14 protein-coding genes are annotated in these 16,776 nt (G+C 41.9%); 12 read left to right on the top strand and 2 right to left on the bottom strand.

From position 1 onward, the window contains the following. Positions 1-182 precede the first annotated feature (182 nt). Complete coding sequence (locus AC2TF5_RS23240) at positions 183-1,193, top strand: Gfo/Idh/MocA family protein (protein WP_491299485.1); 1,011 nt, start codon at positions 183-185, stop codon at positions 1,191-1,193. A 319-nt stretch (positions 1,194-1,512) separates the two neighbouring features. On the opposite strand, the gene scfB is transcribed toward AC2TF5_RS23240, so the two are convergent. Beyond that, positions 1,513-2,904 (bottom strand): thioether cross-link-forming SCIFF peptide maturase, encoded by a 1,392-nt coding sequence (scfB, locus tag AC2TF5_RS23235; RefSeq protein WP_491299484.1) that lies wholly within the window; start codon positions 2,902-2,904, stop codon positions 1,513-1,515. A gap of 95 nt (positions 2,905-2,999) precedes the next feature. Continuing rightward, positions 3,000-3,149, bottom strand: a complete 150-nt coding sequence (gene scfA, locus AC2TF5_RS23230) for a six-cysteine ranthipeptide SCIFF (protein WP_208915715.1) — start codon at positions 3,147-3,149, stop codon at positions 3,000-3,002. Between the two features lie 602 nt (positions 3,150-3,751). Here scfA and AC2TF5_RS23225 point away from each other — a divergent pair. From AC2TF5_RS23225 to AC2TF5_RS23175, 11 genes are all read left to right on the top strand, one after another. Beyond that, positions 3,752-4,429 carry a response regulator transcription factor gene (locus AC2TF5_RS23225; protein WP_491299483.1) on the top strand — a complete coding sequence of 226 codons (678 nt, stop codon included), beginning with the start codon at positions 3,752-3,754 and terminating at the stop codon, positions 4,427-4,429. 303 nt (positions 4,430-4,732) lie between these two features. Then, positions 4,733-5,764 carry a siderophore ABC transporter substrate-binding protein gene (locus tag AC2TF5_RS23220; RefSeq protein ID WP_491299482.1) on the top strand — a complete coding sequence of 344 codons (1,032 nt, stop codon included), beginning with the start codon at positions 4,733-4,735 and terminating at the stop codon, positions 5,762-5,764. 19 nt (positions 5,765-5,783) lie between these two features. Further along, positions 5,784-6,800 carry an ABC transporter permease gene (locus AC2TF5_RS23215; RefSeq protein WP_491299481.1) on the top strand — a complete coding sequence of 339 codons (1,017 nt, stop codon included), beginning with the start codon at positions 5,784-5,786 and terminating at the stop codon, positions 6,798-6,800. Then, entirely contained in the window at positions 6,797-7,861 is a 1,065-nt protein-coding gene (locus AC2TF5_RS23210; RefSeq protein ID WP_491299480.1) for an iron chelate uptake ABC transporter family permease subunit, read from the top strand. The genes AC2TF5_RS23215 and AC2TF5_RS23210 overlap by 4 nt, the downstream gene beginning before the upstream one ends. Next, entirely contained in the window at positions 7,858-8,610 is a 753-nt protein-coding gene (locus AC2TF5_RS23205) for an iron ABC transporter ATP-binding protein (protein WP_491299479.1), read from the top strand. The genes AC2TF5_RS23210 and AC2TF5_RS23205 overlap by 4 nt, the downstream gene beginning before the upstream one ends. A 256-nt stretch (positions 8,611-8,866) precedes the next feature. Beyond that, positions 8,867-9,142 carry a hypothetical protein gene (locus AC2TF5_RS23200; protein WP_491299478.1) on the top strand — a complete coding sequence of 92 codons (276 nt, stop codon included), beginning with the start codon at positions 8,867-8,869 and terminating at the stop codon, positions 9,140-9,142. A 133-nt stretch (positions 9,143-9,275) separates the two neighbouring features. Then, positions 9,276-10,226: a nucleoside hydrolase gene (locus AC2TF5_RS23195; RefSeq protein WP_491299477.1), complete on the top strand. Its 951-nt coding sequence runs from the start codon at positions 9,276-9,278 to the stop codon at positions 10,224-10,226. Beyond that, positions 10,226-11,182, top strand: a complete 957-nt coding sequence (locus AC2TF5_RS23190) for a nucleoside hydrolase (protein ID WP_491299476.1) — start codon at positions 10,226-10,228, stop codon at positions 11,180-11,182. Before AC2TF5_RS23195 ends, AC2TF5_RS23190 begins: the two co-directional genes overlap by 1 nt. Positions 11,183-11,272: 90 nt before the next feature. Further along, positions 11,273-12,487: a NupC/NupG family nucleoside CNT transporter gene (locus tag AC2TF5_RS23185; RefSeq protein ID WP_491299475.1), complete on the top strand. Its 1,215-nt coding sequence runs from the start codon at positions 11,273-11,275 to the stop codon at positions 12,485-12,487. A gap of 901 nt (positions 12,488-13,388) precedes the next feature. Then, a complete protein-coding gene (locus tag AC2TF5_RS23180) occupies positions 13,389-14,477 on the top strand; it encodes a glycosyltransferase (RefSeq protein WP_491299474.1) in 1,089 nt (362 codons plus the stop codon). Further along, the gene (locus AC2TF5_RS23175) at positions 14,477-16,765 is read left to right on the top strand and encodes a glycosyltransferase family 2 protein (protein ID WP_491299473.1); all 2,289 of its coding nucleotides are present in this window, start codon (positions 14,477-14,479) and stop codon (positions 16,763-16,765) included. The genes AC2TF5_RS23180 and AC2TF5_RS23175 overlap by 1 nt, the downstream gene beginning before the upstream one ends. Positions 16,766-16,776 lie beyond the last annotated feature (11 nt).

The raw sequence follows: 16,776 nt of genomic DNA, 5'->3' as shown, positions 1-16,776 counted from the left end.
CTAATCCGTGATTTTTGTACGTGTAACAAACGTCATAAATTGATTCAGGTCGTTAACAGGGGCTCTGCTTGATGGCAGCGCCTTTTTCTACATATCTGAGTGTACTGGCAGCAGCGCCTGATCTATAATAGGGACGTGGCATTCAATGGTAAATTCAATCATCAATGGAATAGGAGAACAGGATGAATAAACAGAAGATGGCCGTCATCGGCTTAGGTCACATGGGCCGGATTATGATTCACCGATTACTGCCCCAATATGGTGAGAAGATCGAATTAGTTGCACTTTGCGACAGTGATGAGTCCAGTTTGTACAGGGAAGTCGCAGCAACAGGAATTAGTCCCCGGCTGTACACCGACTACCGCCAGCTGCTGAACGAGGTTGCGCTTGACCTGGTGTATATCGCGGTTCCGCCGTCCCTGCATTATGACGTGGCCCAGATCGCATTTGAGAAAGGCATTCACGTCTTCTGCGAGAAGCCGCTTGCCAACAGCTTGACCGAAGCCCGGAGTCTGGTGGAGCTGGCAGAGAAGGCCAATGTGCTCCATGCCGTTCATTTCTCGCTTCCGCTCGACCCGGCCGTCCTGAAGCTGAAGGGATTACTTGAAGAGCAGGCGATCGGCCAGATCCTTAAGATGGATCTATACCTGGAGTTTCCGCAGTGGCCGAGGTCCTGGCAGCAGAATCCATGGATCACCTCAAGACAGCAGGGCGGATATCTCTTGGAAGTCGGCATTCACTGGATCCAAATGATCCAGCAGGTGTTCGGTCCGATTACGCATGTGAAGAGCGAGATCGAGTTTCCGCCGGATTCGAATCAGTCCGAAAGCCGTGTCCGAGCCGTTTTGCGATTACATAATGATATCGAGATTCACCTGTCTGGAACCGATCAACGGGAAGGGGAGGAACGTGTCTCCCTGGTGGTCCATGGTGAGGAAGGAACCATGGCGTTGGAAAACTGGCGCAGCCTGTTCAGAAGCGGCAAGGATGCCCATCTTCAGCCTGTACCTGTGGACGACGTCGTTAGCCCGCAGCCGATCCTGAAGCAAATCATTCAGATTTTGAACGGAGAGCCAGGTCTTATCTATGATTTCTATGACGGGTATAACGCGCAGGTTGTATTGGAAGCTCTGCGTAAGCCGGGTGAGGGCTTTACGGATTTAAGACCTCAATTGATGGGGGCCAAGCGGTAGAATTATCGTAAACAATTGGAAACCCACCGCAGGTAGTATAATGCCGTGATGAAATCGGGGAATGGATGAATGGAGAATGGGGAAAGGCCCAATCCATCAGCCGTTCCCCGATTTTATGAATTTGTAGTATGAGTTTAGTCATACGTGCAACGCTATTACTTTAGTTTTAGAGTGAAATGCAAGATAGCGATAATAAGTCGGCACGAACAAAATGATTGGAATGGTTATAAGCATTCCAACAATGAATGGGAGAACGGTTCATATTAACCTCATCTCCGCGTTCAGCTGCTGTAATCGAAGCCTTCATTCCGCACAATAGTTATGCGTCTCTTTCCATTTCTCTAATCGACTCGGCAACCTTCACCATCATGGAACATTCAACCCTCTTGCGGAAAACATCACAACTAAAGTCGTAGATGCCGTTGATGGAACCCGTCGCGTGCAGGGCATTGGCAGGACAGCCCCCGCTGCAGTAGAGTTTGGCCCAGCAATCCTTGCATTCCGGCTTCGAGTAGCAGTTGCTCTCTTTGAATTGGCATTGTAGTTCTGGTCGTGTGATACCATCCCAGACGTTCCCCATGCTGTACGCTTCATCACCGACGAACTGGTGGCAAGGGAAAAGTTCACCCCAAGGAGTGACAGCGAGATATTCAGTTCCTGAACCACAGCCAGAGATTCTTTTCTGGATGCAAGGGCCTTCCGAGAGGTCAAGCATGTAATGATAAAAGGTAAACCCGTTACCTTGTTCACCGCGCTCAATCATTTCTGTGGCGAGAATTTCGTACTGTTTGTAAATTTCCGGGAGGTCCTCCTCGGTAAGTGCATAGGGCTCCCGCGGATCACAGATGACCGGTTCCATCGAAAGTTTATCAAAACCAAGGTCTGCGATATGGAATATATCATTGGTGAAATCGACATTATTACGAGTGTAGGTTCCTCGTACATAGTATTCTTGGTCTCCGCGTTTTTGGACGAACTCCTGGAACTTCGGGACAATATGGTCATAGCTTCCTTTTCCGTTAACGGTTGTGCGGAGCCGGTCATGAACCTCTTTTCTTCCATCCAGACTGAGTACGACGTTGTACATTTCCTTATTTAAAAATTCGGTGACCTCGTCGTTCAGCAGCATACCGTTCGTCGTGAAGGTAAAGCGGAACTTCTTCTTATATTCTTGTTCTTTGCTTCTGGCATAAGCTACAATCTGCTTGACGACTTTCCAGGCCATAAGCGGTTCGCCGCCGAAGAAGTCAATGTCAAGATTCCGGTGATGTCCTGAATTTTCCAGCAGGTAATCGATAGCCCTTTGTCCAACCTCATAGCTCATGATGGCCCGATCGCCGTTGTATTTTCCCTGACTAGCGAAGCAATAGTCGCATGATAGATTGCAGGTGTGCGCGACATTGAGGCATAGTGCTTTTACATAAGTTTTTCGATTTTTTAAATTAATGGAAAGGTCTTCATACTCATCCTTGGTAAAGAGCTGTCCAGTATCTTTAAGCTCCTCAATGGCCGCGATGGTTTCTCGAATGTCTCTCTCGGTAATACCCGAATCGTGTTCATGCTGCTCCAGCATGAGTGTCAGGATTTCCTCCGGAGATGTATGCTCATAAAGCTCAATGATTTTGTATGCCAGATCATCAACAACGTGTACCGACCCACTGTAGGTATCAAGCACGATGTTGTATCCGTTAAGTTGATATTGATGAATCATCCTTGCTAATCAAGCTCCTTTTACCGACAAATAAAACCGGTTTAAAAAATAGACGCCCATCTACAGAGCAGGTGGGCGGTGAACATTTTCGAATCCTATTTGTTCATTGGGTTCTCACAGCGCTGGTTGGCAACGCCGCAGGAAGTCTTACAAGCGGACTGGCAAGATGTCTGGCATGCGCCACATCCGCCGTGTTTTGCGGTATCCATCAGTTTGCGGGTGCTCAGTGTTACGATTCTTTTCATTTGAATAACTCCTCTACCATTTCATTAGTTCAACAATAACAAGATAATATTGTGAATGAATTCACTCTACTACTTTGAACATGGTAGCAACTACTTCGGATGTACATCAATCACATAGGTCACACTAGATCAACTAAAAAGCAGATTACTATAAAATACACCTCAACGACCACGACAAGGAATACGATTACACAGACAGAAAAATTGATATAAGAAAGAATACTGTTTAGAATCGGTAGCAGCAGATTTTGAGGAGTTTTCGTTTGCAGTTGACAGTACATTATTATTCAAGCATTTCTGTACATGTTTAGATTAGCATTTGTACTCAAACGGAAGGATTGTATCAATAATACTCTTGGAGCCACTATTAATATGGTAGTGGCTCACCTCTGTCATAAGTGGATCACCGGAGTGGGTTAAAAGGATGGCGGAGGTGGGGCTAACCTATGTACTTCTTCATTTTTATACATATTTATTATAAAATTGTACAGAGTTCTCCTAATAAGATGTTATATTGAATTTTTAGGAATTTAAGATTTACAAATCCGATATTCTTTTTTGTGATAAATTATTTTATGTAGTGAAGTAGAGGTGAATCATAGGTGAAGCAGGTGTTGGTAATTAAGAATGAACGGTCTTTAGCAAAGAAAATCGTAAGCGGTCTAAAGCAAGAAGGCTATTTCACTTTGACACTTCACAACGAAAACAAAAGTTTAAATATAGTATATGAGCAAGATTGGGATATTATCGTATTAGATTGGGATTCATTGAGTATATCTGGACCAGAAATTTGCAGACAAATACGAGCTGTTAAAACGACACCGATAATCATTGTGACCGACAATGTGTCCAGCAAGGATTGCATAGCAGGATTACAAGCAGGAGCAGATGATTATATAAGAAAACCATTTGTGAAAGAAGAATTAGTAGCAAGGATAAAAGTTATTTTAAGAAGAGCGGACGGTATCCAGCCAAACGAGACTTATTTTTTTCGGTTTAAAGATCTCTTCGTTGATGCATCCAGCAATATTGTGACAAAAGGTGGCGAAAATCTCCCGCTTACTAAGCGCGAGTCTGACTTACTTGTATTTTTAATCAAGAATAAAAATAAAACATTGAGCCGTGAAATGCTTTTGAATCAGGTTTGGGGATATGACGTAGCAGTCAACCCAAATGTAGTGGATTTATATATTGGGTATTTAAGAAAAAAGCTAAAGTGTGAGAAGAAAGACCGATATATTCAAACAATCCATGGCAGGGGCTATTCAATGATTGAATAGTAAAAATAAGAAAATAGGTAAAGTACAATTTGTCACAGTAATCAATATCAAACATAATTGAAAAAAAACGAGTATAAACAGTTTCATCCAGTTTTGCTCGTTTTTTTGTTCTATAAAATCCGATAATCATATCAACTCACATCCTTCACAAGATTTTCACATAATTAATGACTATACTAATCCACAGAATGCTAGAATGAAAATGATTATCAATATCGATTGAATTGGATAGCAATTACTATCCAATTCAAATCTATAGGCTTCATCATTTTCAAAATAAATCACATTATAAGGAGTATATGTATGAAAAAATCTATGTTTTTAAACTTAGTTGGTATTATGGCAGTTTTGACTTTGATGTTAGCAGCTTGCTCAAGTCCAAGTAATGAAAGCAAACAAGAGTCAAAGCCTACTGAAGTTAATGGAAGTGAAGCGGTTGCTAAGCCGAAGACGGTTGAAATCACTGATGCCCATGGAACTGTTACTGTTCCTGTAAACCCAAAGAATGTAGTTGCCTTGGATAATAGAACTTTTGAAACTTTAGCTGATTGGAAAATTGAACTAGCAGCTGTTCCAAAGGATGTAATGCCTGCGGATTCACCATATGTAAGTGATGATTCAGTTCAAAATATTGGGAATCATCGTGAGCCAAATCTTGAAATTATAGCAGCAGCAGACCCTGAACTTGTAATTGTCGGTCAAAGATTTGCTGACTATTACGAAGATATAAAAAAATTAGTGCCAAATGCAACTGTTATTGATCTTAATGTTGATATTTCTGAGGAAGCTGCTACACCTGGGGAAAACTTAGTAAATGGACTTAAAAATTCTACAATTGCTTTAGGTCAAATTTTTGATAAAAATGAAGAAGCTAAACAATTGGTAGCTGATTTTGATAAAGTTATCGAAAATGCTAAATCTGCTTATAATGGAACAGATACAGTTATGAGTGTTATTGTTTCTGGTGGGAATATTGGTTTTGCAGCTCCTCATTCTGGACGTGTTTGGGGACCAATGTATGAAATTTTCGGTTGGGTTCCAGCATTAGAAGTTGCCGATTCTTCTACAGATCATAAAGGTGATGAAGTTTCTGTTGAAGCTATTGCACAAAGCAATCCTGATTGGCTTTTCGTATTAGATCGTGATGCTGGAACATCTGATGCAGGTAAATCAGCTCCTGCTCAGGATGTTATTGCTAACGCACCTGCTCTTCAAAACACAACTGCTGTTTCTAAAGAACAAATTATTTATGCACCAGCAGATACTTACACAAATGAATCAATCCAGACTTATTTAGAGTTATTTGAAAACCTTGCAAACACTTTAGCTAAGTAGTGTAAAGGAGTATAAAACGGTGCCAAAAAATATAACTTCTAGGGTTGAGAGTTTTTCTCAACCCCAGTTTTATAATTACAATAAAATATGGACAAAACCTTTTATATTCGCGGTTATAGTTGTTATTATTTTAGGCATTATATCACTGTTTACTGGAGTTTATGATATACGTGGACAAGAGGATGGAATGGAGATGTTTTTCATAACTCGTGTTCCAAGAACAGCTGCATTAATGCTTACTGGAGCTGCAATGGCAATGGCAGGACTCGTAATGCAACTTATTACACAGAATCGTTTTGTTGAACCTACTACAACAGGGACTATTGAATGGTCGGGTTTAGGACTGCTTCTTGTTTATTTATTATTTCCTGCCCCAACTTTAGTTCTAAGAATGACTGGTGCAATCATTTTTTCTTTTATAGGAACTATGATTTTCTTTTTATTTTTACGAAGAGTTAAACTTCGTTCGTCTTTAATTGTTCCGATTATTGGATTGATGCTTGGAGCAGTTATTTCTGCAGTGTCCACTTTTATGGGACTCCTTTTTCAAATGACGCAAAGTATTGAAAGTTGGTTTGTAGGTTCTTTTGCGCCCGTTCAGGTGGGAAGATATGAATATTTATGGCTAATTGTTATCATTACTTTGCTTATTTTTCTTTATGCTAATAGATTGACTTTAGCTGGACTAGGAGAAGATGTCGCAACAAGCCTTGGAGTTAATTACAATAGGATTGTTCTTTTGGGGACTGCCCTTATTTCTGTTGCAGTTGGAATTGTTGCAGCTGTTATTGGAAACTTACCTTTCTTGGGTTTAATTGTCCCAAACATTGTTTCAATGTTTAGAGGCGATGATCTTAGGAGTAATTTACCTTGGGTATGTGTGATAGGAATGGGGACTATAACTGCCTGTGATATCATTTCTCGAACTATTATAATGCCTTTTGAAGTACCTGTTTCTTTAATACTTGGAACAGGGGGTTCAATCGTGTTTATTACTATTTTATTGAGACAAAGAAAACCAAGGAGGCAACGATGAACACATTGCAATATAGAAATAAAGAAAATGTGGAAATCGATTCTAGCCTTCATAATGAAAATAGATCAGCTAGGGCTTTTCGTTCTAAGAAGGAAGAAAGACATTATTGGATTTTGCTGATAGCATTGATTACTTTGGGTATCCTTGCTTCATATGGACTTTTAGTTTATAACAATCCAGTTCCAGTAGATTCACCTTCTTTTATCCCAGTTGTGAAGAGAAGGATAGTAGCTCTTGTTGCAATGATTATTGCTGCAGTTTGTCAGAGCTTGTCCACTGTTGCTTTCCAATCGATTACGAGTAATAGGATTATAACTCCTTCGCTTTTAGGTTTCGAATCACTTTACTCAACAATTCATACGAGTACCATATTTTTCTTTGGTGCTAGTGCATTGATCAATTTTAGTGGAATTGGATCTTTTTTATTTCAAGTTGTTGTTATGGTCTTGATGAGTTTGATACTTTATGGATGGTTACTTTCCGGTAAATACGGGAATTTACAACTTATGCTTTTGGTTGGAATTATTATTGGCACTGGGCTAAATTCTGTGTCAACTTTCATGAGAAGACTACTTGCGCCTTCTGAATTTGATATTTTACAGGCGAGATTGTTTGGTTCTGTTAATAATGCAGATTCTGCATATTTTCCTATTGTAATTCCTATGGTAATAATTGTAGCATTATTACTTCTTGCTCATTCTAAGAATCTAAATATATTGTCACTAGGAAAGGATGTTTCTACTTCCTTTGGAGTTAAATATCAATTTAGTGTAATTTATACGCTTATATTAGTGGCTATTTTGATGTCAATTTCAACAGCTTTGATTGGACCACTTACTTTCTATGGATTTTTAGTAGCAACTTTGAGCTATCAGGCGGCGTCAACTTATGATCATAGATATATTTTTCCAATGGCTCTTGCTATAGGATTTTTGATAATAACGAGTGCATACTTTTTGATGTATCATGTATTCCATGCTCAAGGTGTAGTTTCAGTTATTATTGAATTATTTGGTGGAATACTATTTTTAATTGTGATTTTAAGGAAGAGGGCTTTATGATAAAAATTGATAATGTTAAAAAGCTCTATACGGATGAGGTAAAAATAGGACCTTTGAATATTGAAATACCAAAAGCTGGTCTTACTTCTTTAATTGGACCAAATGGTGCTGGAAAGTCTACGACACTTTTGATGATTGGAAGACTTTTGGATATGGAGGAAGGTCAAATTCAAGTGGCAAATATGGATGTTTCTGAATCCAAATCAAAAGACTTAGCAAAAGTTTTGACTATATTGCGACAAGAAAATCATTTTGTAACTAGGCTTACTATTAGACAACTAGTTGGATTTGGGCGCTTTCCTTATTCAAAGGGAAGATTAACTAAAGAGGATGAGGTTGTTATTTCTAAATATATCGATTTTTTAGACTTAACTGATTTAGAGAATAGATATTTAGATGAGCTTTCTGGTGGTCAAAGACAAAGGGCATATGTAGCAATGGTTCTATGCCAAGAGACTGAATATGTACTCTTGGACGAGCCTCTGAACAATCTCGATGTAGCTCGTTCTGTTCAAATGATGGAGCATTTGAGGCATGCTGCTAATGAATTTGGAAGAACAATTCTGACTGTTATGCATGATATAAATTTTGCAGCCAAATATTCTGATAGAATTTGTGCTATGAAAGATGGACAAATTGCCGCTTTTGGAACAGTAGAAGAAGTTATGGACTCAAAAATTTTGACGGATATTTTTGAAACGAAAATAGAAATTATCGATGGTCCTTATGGGCCAATAGCTGTTTATTAGTTACAAATTTCTCTTAAAAAAGAAGAATTTCACAGCTTATATCCCCGCACTGCGGCTCGGTGTAAAAGGTGATACAATCTTGAATGCAGAGATTTTTTTGATGTATTATAAACTTGTAATTAAGCAAATCAACCGAATAGAGTGGCATTTTCTTAAAGGAACTGCCATCAATAAGCGGAAGCACCGCTTCACCACTGATGTGGCTGGAGGACTGCTTCCTTTTTTATCTATTTTTTTCATTAGGAGGATCTAATTCATGGAACAACAATTGGTCTTTGAAGGAAAACAAGTAGAGCAAAGTGTTTTTGATGTGGTTGTTTTCCCAACAGCACTCGCTCCCTCAAGACAAATAATCGGCATAAAGTTTGTTCAAACCCTCTTTCCCCTATTTTCTTCGTCGCTACCTTTTCCCCTACATAATACCACTACAAATAGTAGGAGGGGGGATGACACAATCGATCGATTACCCCACTTCATAACCTCAATTTTAATATTTATATCAATGATTGTTTATTTTTTATTGAAATTTTGATATTATACTTATTAGAACACGAACAATAACATATTCATGTTATTTATTTGTTCGGTTTTATAACACTTTATACATTGATACAGAAATTACACTTACTACAAATGAAGTGTTGATGTATAGGAATGGAGCTAAGATGAAGAAAAATATTTACTTTAACCATGATGGCGGCGTTGATGATTTAATTTCGTTATTTTTGCTACTGCAAATGGACAATGTTGAGTTGACGGGGGTTTCGGTCATTCCAGCGGATTGTTACTTAGAACCAGCTATGTTTGCAAGCCGTAAAATCATTGATCGTTTCGGTAACGGCGGTTTGAATGTAGCAGAGTCCAATTCCCGTGGGAAGAATCCTTTTCCTAAGGACTGGCGTATGCATGCGTTCTATGTTGACGCACTACCGCTTCTCAATGAATCTGGTAAAGTCATCACTCCGGTAGCGGACAAGCCGGCACATCTTCATATTATAGAAACGCTGCGTGCAACGGAAGGAAAGACGACCTTGCTGTTTACAGGTCCGCTTACTGACCTTGCTCGTGCATTAGATATCGATCCTACGATCGAAGAAAAAGTAGAACGCCTTGTGTGGATGGGGGGGACATTCCGTGAAGAAGGAAATGTGCATGAGCCTGAGCATGATGGAACAGCCGAGTGGAATGTATTCTGGGACCCTGAAGCAGCTGCTCGTGTATGGGAGAGCGGGATTGAGATTGATTTAGTAGCACTAGAAAGCACCAATCAAGTACCACTTACACTAGATGTTCGTGAGCGCTGGGCTGCAGAACGCAAGCATATCGGTGTTGATTTCCTTGGCCAATGCTACGCGATGGTGCCGCCGCTTGTTCACTTCTCGACGAACTCGACATACTATCTGTGGGATGTATTGACGACAGCTTTTGTTGGTAAAAGCGATCTGGTGAAGGTGCAGACGGTTAATAGCATTGTGATTACTGAAGGTGCAAGTCAAGGCCGAACCGTTGAAACGGCTGATGGACGTCCGGTAAATGTCGTTTATGACGTGGATCGGGATGCATTCTTTGATTACATGACAGAATTGGCGAAAAAAGCAACAGAGAGGGTTTCCTAATGTCAGAGAAAAAGCGAGTTATTATTGATACCGACACAGCAGGCGATGATACGATTGCCATTTTAACAGCACTTCATTATTTCCAAGTAGAAGGCATTATGATGACAGGCGGCAATGTCCAGTTCGATCAACAGGTTGAAAATGCACTCTACACCGTTCAAGTCGCAGGGAAAAGTGGACAAGTTCCTGTCTACAAAGGGCATGAGCGCCCAATGATGGGTCTCGGTCAAAAAGAGCATCGGACGGTTGAGGATGTGCATGGTAAGGATGGTATGGGGGATTCGTTTTTTGAAAAAGCGATTCAGTCTCCTGAAAAAGGACATGCCGTCGATTTTCTTATCGATACCGTTCACAACAATCCTGGAGAGATCCATCTTATCGCGATTGCGCCGTTAACGAATATTGCAATGGCGATCAAGAAGGACCCTACCATTGTACCTCTAATCCCGCATCTTTATATTATGGGCGGCACGAACAATGCGCTAGGAAATATTACGCCGAGTGCGGAGTACAATTTCTACGTTGATCCTGAAGCGGCCAAAATCGTCCTTCATTCGGGCATTCCAATCACCATGGTTGGTTGGGAAATGTGTACAGAGTATTCCATCATGGACGATAACGATCATGAAGAGATCGAAGCTCTAGGGACAAAAGGAGCGAAGTTCTTCAAAGATGTCAACAAAGTTGTTATGAGATTTAACAAAACGGTACATAGACTAAACGGTACAACCCATCCGGATACGTTGCTCGCAGCAGTAGCAGCGGATGAGAAGATTATGACCAAGTCTAATCTATATCACGTTGATATTGAGACGGTTGGCGAGCTGACAAGAGGCTACAGCCTTGTAGATATTAACAATCGTTTGGAACGCACTCGCAATGTTCGCGTGTGTGAAGCGATTGATCGAGATGCTTTTAAAGAGATGCTATTTGAAGTATTAAAATCCATCAACTAACGAATAGTCATTTTCTAAAATGGAGAGCGGCTATTTCCAGCCCTTTCACTTTTACATTCCAGGTCAATGCACAGAAGAAAGGATATGTATATGCAATTCATTTGGGGAGTTCTAGGCATCTTAGGCATTTTTTTAATAGCAGTTGCGTTTTCGAAAAATCGTAAGGCGATCAATCTGAGAACAGTCATTGGCGCGTTTGCGATTCAGTTCATTTTTGCATTGATCGTATTAAAATGGGATTTTGGTAAAAAAATTCTCGAATACTTGGCAAAGGTCGTTCAAAGCATCATCGATTCTACGAATGCGGGAATCCAGTTCTTGTTCGGCGGGATCCTCGGTGCGGATAACGTAGGCTTCACGTTCGCTTTGCAAGTCTTACCGATTATTATCTTTTTCTCTTCCTTAATATCGGTTCTTTATTACCTTGGAATTATGCAGTGGGCTACGAAAATTATTGGTGGATTTTTGGCCAAGATGCTCAAAACGAGCGAAACGGAATCCATGTCAGCGTCTGCGAATATTTTCTTAGGTCCGACAGAAGCACCACTGGTCATCAAGCCTTACATTGAGAATATGACCAAGTCAGAGCTGTTTGCTGTTATGGTAGGCGGACTGGCGTGCGTCTCTGGTTCTGTTCTAGGTGGATACGCTATGCTTGGTGTTCCTATTGAATATTTGCTTGCAGCAGCATTCATGGGAGCTCCGGGTGGCTTGCTAATGGCTAAATTAATGATTCCTGAAACCGAGCATCAAATTAGAGTTGATCGTGTTGAAATGATTAAAGATACGGAGTCTAGAAATGTCATTGATTCCGCTGCTCGCGGGGCTTCGGAAGGGCTAAAAATGGCTGCCGGTGTTGGTGCACTGCTGCTGGCGTTTATATCGCTTATCTTCTTAGTAAACACGATAATTGGCTGGTTTGGCGGCATATTTGGTTTAGAAGCGCTGACACTGGAGCAAATTTTAGGCTATCTGTTTGCGCCGATTGCCTTTATGATCGGTGTTCCATGGGATGAAGCCCTACAAGCCGGTTCTTTCATCGGTCAAAAGTTTGTTCTAAACGAATTTGTAGCGTACACTTCTTTTGCACCTGAGATTGTTAATTTGTCTCCAAAAAGCGTTGTCATCATCAGTTTCGCACTTTGCGGTTTTGCCAATCTTGCTGCGATTGCATTGATCATTGGAGGTTTGGGCGGGATTGCTCCTTCAAGAAGACAAGATATCGCTGAGATGGGCTTGCGTGCGGTCATTGCAGCAACATTGGCTAATCTATTGAGCGCAGCTATTGCCGGGATGCTCTTTTAGATCAGATGATCGACTGAGACGTATAATTGAATAGAAGTTATGAAGAAACGGCGGTGTAAGGTTCTAATCTTGCACCGCGCATGTGTATTAGAGTGATACGGCATCCAGCCTATCAGGCCTGCTCCCTCCGCCTCAAGCCGCTATACTGTGACTTAAATCTCTCATTGTTTCGCCGCATTCATTTTGGTTTTGACTCATGACCATTTCGCGGTGAATATAACACCCTTACTAAAGGTCGGTCACATGTCCTTGCAAAATGGTTTGTTCGGTTTGTCATATTTAGAAATTGTTCAGAACAACATGGTACGCTTAAACAAAATCAGAAAAGGACAGTGAACTGGTAAGTGAACAAGAATTACTTTGAAGAGATGCACAAACTTAGCCACGACGACGAAATGAGATACAAGCTTCTGATTCAGGGAGTCAAGAAAGGTGATGAACAATGTCTGATTGAGTTTCGGGGTTTTTCCGGACAAAGGAAAAGCCCCTTCGCTAATGGTTCAGCGGAAGGGGCTATACTTAAAAAATGCTTGTAGGTCTTCGACCGGCAGCTGGGCTCGGTGTCGAGCTCCCTCTTCAGGTCATTTAGGCGACCCGCGAACAAGCTGGCGGTCGATCTCGTCCATCTCATACAGCCTGAGGTACTTGCGCTTCTTCTCTTCGTAGAATCGTCCATGTGAGAGAACTGTATGGTCTTGCGGCGGGCAAGGTTTGTTCCTGCATGTATGCCAACACGCATCGGTCGGCTTCATTGAAGTCTCCCTATCACCGATATTTTCGTTTTAATCCATATTTCAGTAGTTCTTTTTTACCATGATAGATTCAAGTTTCGATGTTATACTATACAGTATTCAATAGAAATTTGCGAAAATATGTAAAAATAGGTCTTTTTAGGAGGATTATGGGGAAACAAAAGGGCGAAACTATTATCCTTATTCCATCGCTTGAACCAGACGAGAGACTATTGTCCTATGTACAGGAATTGCGAGAATACGGCCTTATGAATATTGTTATTGTGGACGACGGCTCTGGTGAGGAGTACCAGTCGATTTTTAGGGAGCTCAGTGAGAACGGTTGTATCTTGCTGCGGCATACGGAAAATCAAGGGAAGGGCGCTGCACTCAAGACTGGCTTTCAGTATATCGAACAGCAGTTTGATGAGGTTTCCTCCGTTGTAACTGCAGATTCAGACGGACAGCACGCTGCAGAGGATGTATACCGGCTTGCCAAAGAAGCGCAACGCCATCCTGACGCGCTGGTTCTTGGGGTAAGGAACTTCAGCGAGGGAGGAATACCGCCCAAGTCTTTGCTGGGCAATCGGATTACCTCTATTATTTTTGCCATGCTGTACGGAAAGAAACTGTCAGATACCCAGACAGGTCTTCGAGCCTTCGGCCCCCAGCTGCTTGCATTTATGCAAGGTGTTCACGGCTCCCGATTTGAATACGAGCTGCAGATGCTCATCTCCTGTATCCAGTCCGGTATACCGATTCATACCCTGCCGATTCAAGTCATTTATGAAAATGGAAATGCGGGGACTCATTTTAAAGCGATCCGGGACAGCGCCCGGGTGATGAGTGTTCTGTTCTCCAATTTCGTGCGATTTATTTCCTCTTCGATTGCCAGTGCTGCAGTTGATATAGGAATCGCATGGTTTTTGATCGACTTTTTGCGGCCGATGTTGGGCCAGCATGACTATGTAAGGATTCTATTGGCCACGGTGATTGCAAGAATCATTTCCATTATGGTCAACTATTTGCTGAATAAGCACTTTGTATTCCACAAAGAAGATACCCAGGGAAGTCTATGGCGCTATTTGACGCTATGTGCGTTCGTGATCTTGCTTTCCAGTACCGGGGTATATTTGATCCATACGATTTTCTTCATGAGTGAGAAAATAGCGAAAATCGTCTGTGATGCCTTGCTGTTCCTGCTCAGTTTTCAGATGCAGCGGCGGTGGGTATTTGCAGCAAGGAGGCAGCGGCTTTAGTGCTAAACAAAAAGCGGCAAAATGTTCTGTTTGTCGTCACGATGATTCTAATGTCTATTTATTTGCTATGGCGCATGATTTTTACGCTGCCATGGGATCAAGGTTTCTTGAACATGGTTTTCGGTATCCTGCTGATTGTGGCTGAAACGGTAACGGTGCTGACTACCTTTGAATTGTTTTTTCAGAAGATGCAAAAGGAACGTACACAGCTTAGCTTCCCAACCATTCCGCCGGAGCATTATCCAGATGTAGATGTATTCATTGCCACGCACAATGAGCCGGTCGATCTGTTGTATAAAACCGTCAATGCCTGTACGTTCATGGATTATCCGGACAAACAGAAGGTTCATATTTATTTGTGTGACGATGGAGCGCGGCCTGAGGTTGAGGAGCTTGCTAGACAGTTTGGCGTCGGGTATCTTGGCTTTCCCGGAAACACGGAGGCCAAATCTGGCAACTTGAACAATGCACTGAGCAAAACCTCCTCCCCGCTCATTGCAACCTTTGATGCTGACATGATTCCGCAGCACACCTTTCTGATGAAGACCGTTCCGTATTTCCTGCTCTCCAAGTTTATAGAGGAGAATGGGCAATGGCGGCTTCGCCGAGAGGATGAATTGGATGAAAAATTCAAGCTCGGGCTGGTTCAGACCCCTCAGAGCTTCTACAATCCGGATTTATTCCAATTTAACCTTTATGCAGAGCAGGAAATTCCTAACGAGCAGGATTTCTTCTCAAGAGAGGTTAATATTTTGCGCAATGCCTCCAATGCGGTGGCTTATACAGGGAGCAACACGGTTATTTCCCGGAAAGCTATGGAGGAAATCCATGGTTTTCCGCTGAAAACGATCACCGAGGATTTCGAGACGAGCGTCCGCTTGCAGCAAGCGGGCTATATTACTTATGCAACCCAGGAGGTTCAGGCCGCCGGGCTGACCACGACAACGATCCAGAGCATGATTAAGCAGCGCACCCGCTGGGCAAGGGGCATTATTCAAAGCTTACAGAATACCCGCGCTATCTTTTCCAAGAAGCTTCCCTTCTGGACGAGAGTTACTTACTTGAGCAGCTACATGTACTGGTGGTCCTTTTTTAATCGGTTGATTTTCATTATGGCTCCCATTTTATTTGCGCTATTTGACTTCCAAATTGTAAATACTAGCTTTTGGGAAATTTTAATATTTTGGCTTCCGTCCTATTTTTGCTACAGTATGTCGATGCGTTATCTGTCAAGCAATATTCGAAATCAGCGCTGGAGTCAAGTCATTGATACCATATTTATGCCGTATCTGATTGTGCCTGTCTTCCTTGAAACCTTGGGCATCCATGAAAGAAAATTCAAGGTTACGAACAAAAACAAGGCCGCCGGCCGGAAATGGATGTCCTCCCTGTTGTATGCAATTCCGCATATCATCCTTCTTCTTCTTTCGGTTGCGGCAGTGGTCCGGTTTGTGCATGGCAAGTACGGCTTAGCTCTGTTCTACAGCAGTATCATCATTTTTTGGCTGGTTTATAATATGATTGCATTATTTTACGCCCTATTCTTCATGATCGGCCGCCGCGCTTATCGTGAGACAGAGCGTATTCGGGCGCAAGAGGATGTAACAATCCACTACAAAGCTAGCAACCTGCACAATCAGGCCAAGACCGTAGATGTATCCGAGCAAGGCATTGCCCTATATGTCCCGTATCCTATTTACTTGCCGCAACAGACAAAGATCTCTTTGGTCGTGAAAACTGAGCGCTATGAGGCGAATCTCGATGCAGTCATCGTCTATGTGAAAAAGGACGGAGAGGGCTGGCGCTATTCTGCAAAGGTTCAGCCGGTCAATGAGAGGGATAAACGCCAATACATGCAAATCATTTATGACCGAAAACACTCTTTGCCAGAGCAGATGAATCTTTGGGATACGGCTTATGACGATATGCTTCGCAATGTGAAAAAGCGTATTGTCCAACCCAGATCGGATCAGAGAAAAATGCCTCGGATCCGGCTTCAGCTTCCGATCGTTTTTACAAATGGTGCTAGCTGTACGCTACGCAGCTTCAATTACCGTTTCTTTTCCGCCTCTGGCTTCCAAGGCGATATTTCGGCAGGGGCTTTGGTTACTTTTTATACGAAAAATAATATTGAAGTCATTTTGCAGCATACAGGAAAAACTACAGCCGGTCACGAGGTGCTTCTCTCGGTTGAGAATATCGACGATATTGTGGAGCGCGGCCTTATAGATCAACTGTTGGATGATTTGATCCATCCGCATTCCGAGAGTTTCACTAGAGAGGGTTAGGAGAGATAGAG

It is taken from the genome of Paenibacillus sp. JNUCC 34, from assembly GCF_058269055.1.
The sequence above is the reverse complement of the archived record's forward strand: the minus strand, read 5'-3'. Positions and strand labels throughout refer to the sequence as shown.

Coding starts and splice junctions, on each gene's coding strand:
- scfB (WP_491299484.1), bottom strand. CDS start 2,904: ATGATTCATCAATATCAACTTAACGGATACAACATCGTGCTTGATACC.
- AC2TF5_RS23200 (WP_491299478.1), top strand. CDS start 8,867: ATGGAACAACAATTGGTCTTTGAAGGAAAACAAGTAGAGCAAAGTGTT.
- AC2TF5_RS23205 (WP_491299479.1), top strand. CDS start 7,858: ATGATAAAAATTGATAATGTTAAAAAGCTCTATACGGATGAGGTAAAA.
- scfA (WP_208915715.1), bottom strand. CDS start 3,149: ATGAAAAGAATCGTAACACTGAGCACCCGCAAACTGATGGATACCGCA.
- AC2TF5_RS23180 (WP_491299474.1), top strand. CDS start 13,389: ATGGGGAAACAAAAGGGCGAAACTATTATCCTTATTCCATCGCTTGAA.
- AC2TF5_RS23185 (WP_491299475.1), top strand. CDS start 11,273: ATGCAATTCATTTGGGGAGTTCTAGGCATCTTAGGCATTTTTTTAATA.
- AC2TF5_RS23195 (WP_491299477.1), top strand. CDS start 9,276: ATGAAGAAAAATATTTACTTTAACCATGATGGCGGCGTTGATGATTTA.
- AC2TF5_RS23210 (WP_491299480.1), top strand. CDS start 6,797: ATGAACACATTGCAATATAGAAATAAAGAAAATGTGGAAATCGATTCT.
- AC2TF5_RS23190 (WP_491299476.1), top strand. CDS start 10,226: ATGTCAGAGAAAAAGCGAGTTATTATTGATACCGACACAGCAGGCGAT.
- AC2TF5_RS23220 (WP_491299482.1), top strand. CDS start 4,733: ATGAAAAAATCTATGTTTTTAAACTTAGTTGGTATTATGGCAGTTTTG.
- AC2TF5_RS23240 (WP_491299485.1), top strand. CDS start 183: ATGAATAAACAGAAGATGGCCGTCATCGGCTTAGGTCACATGGGCCGG.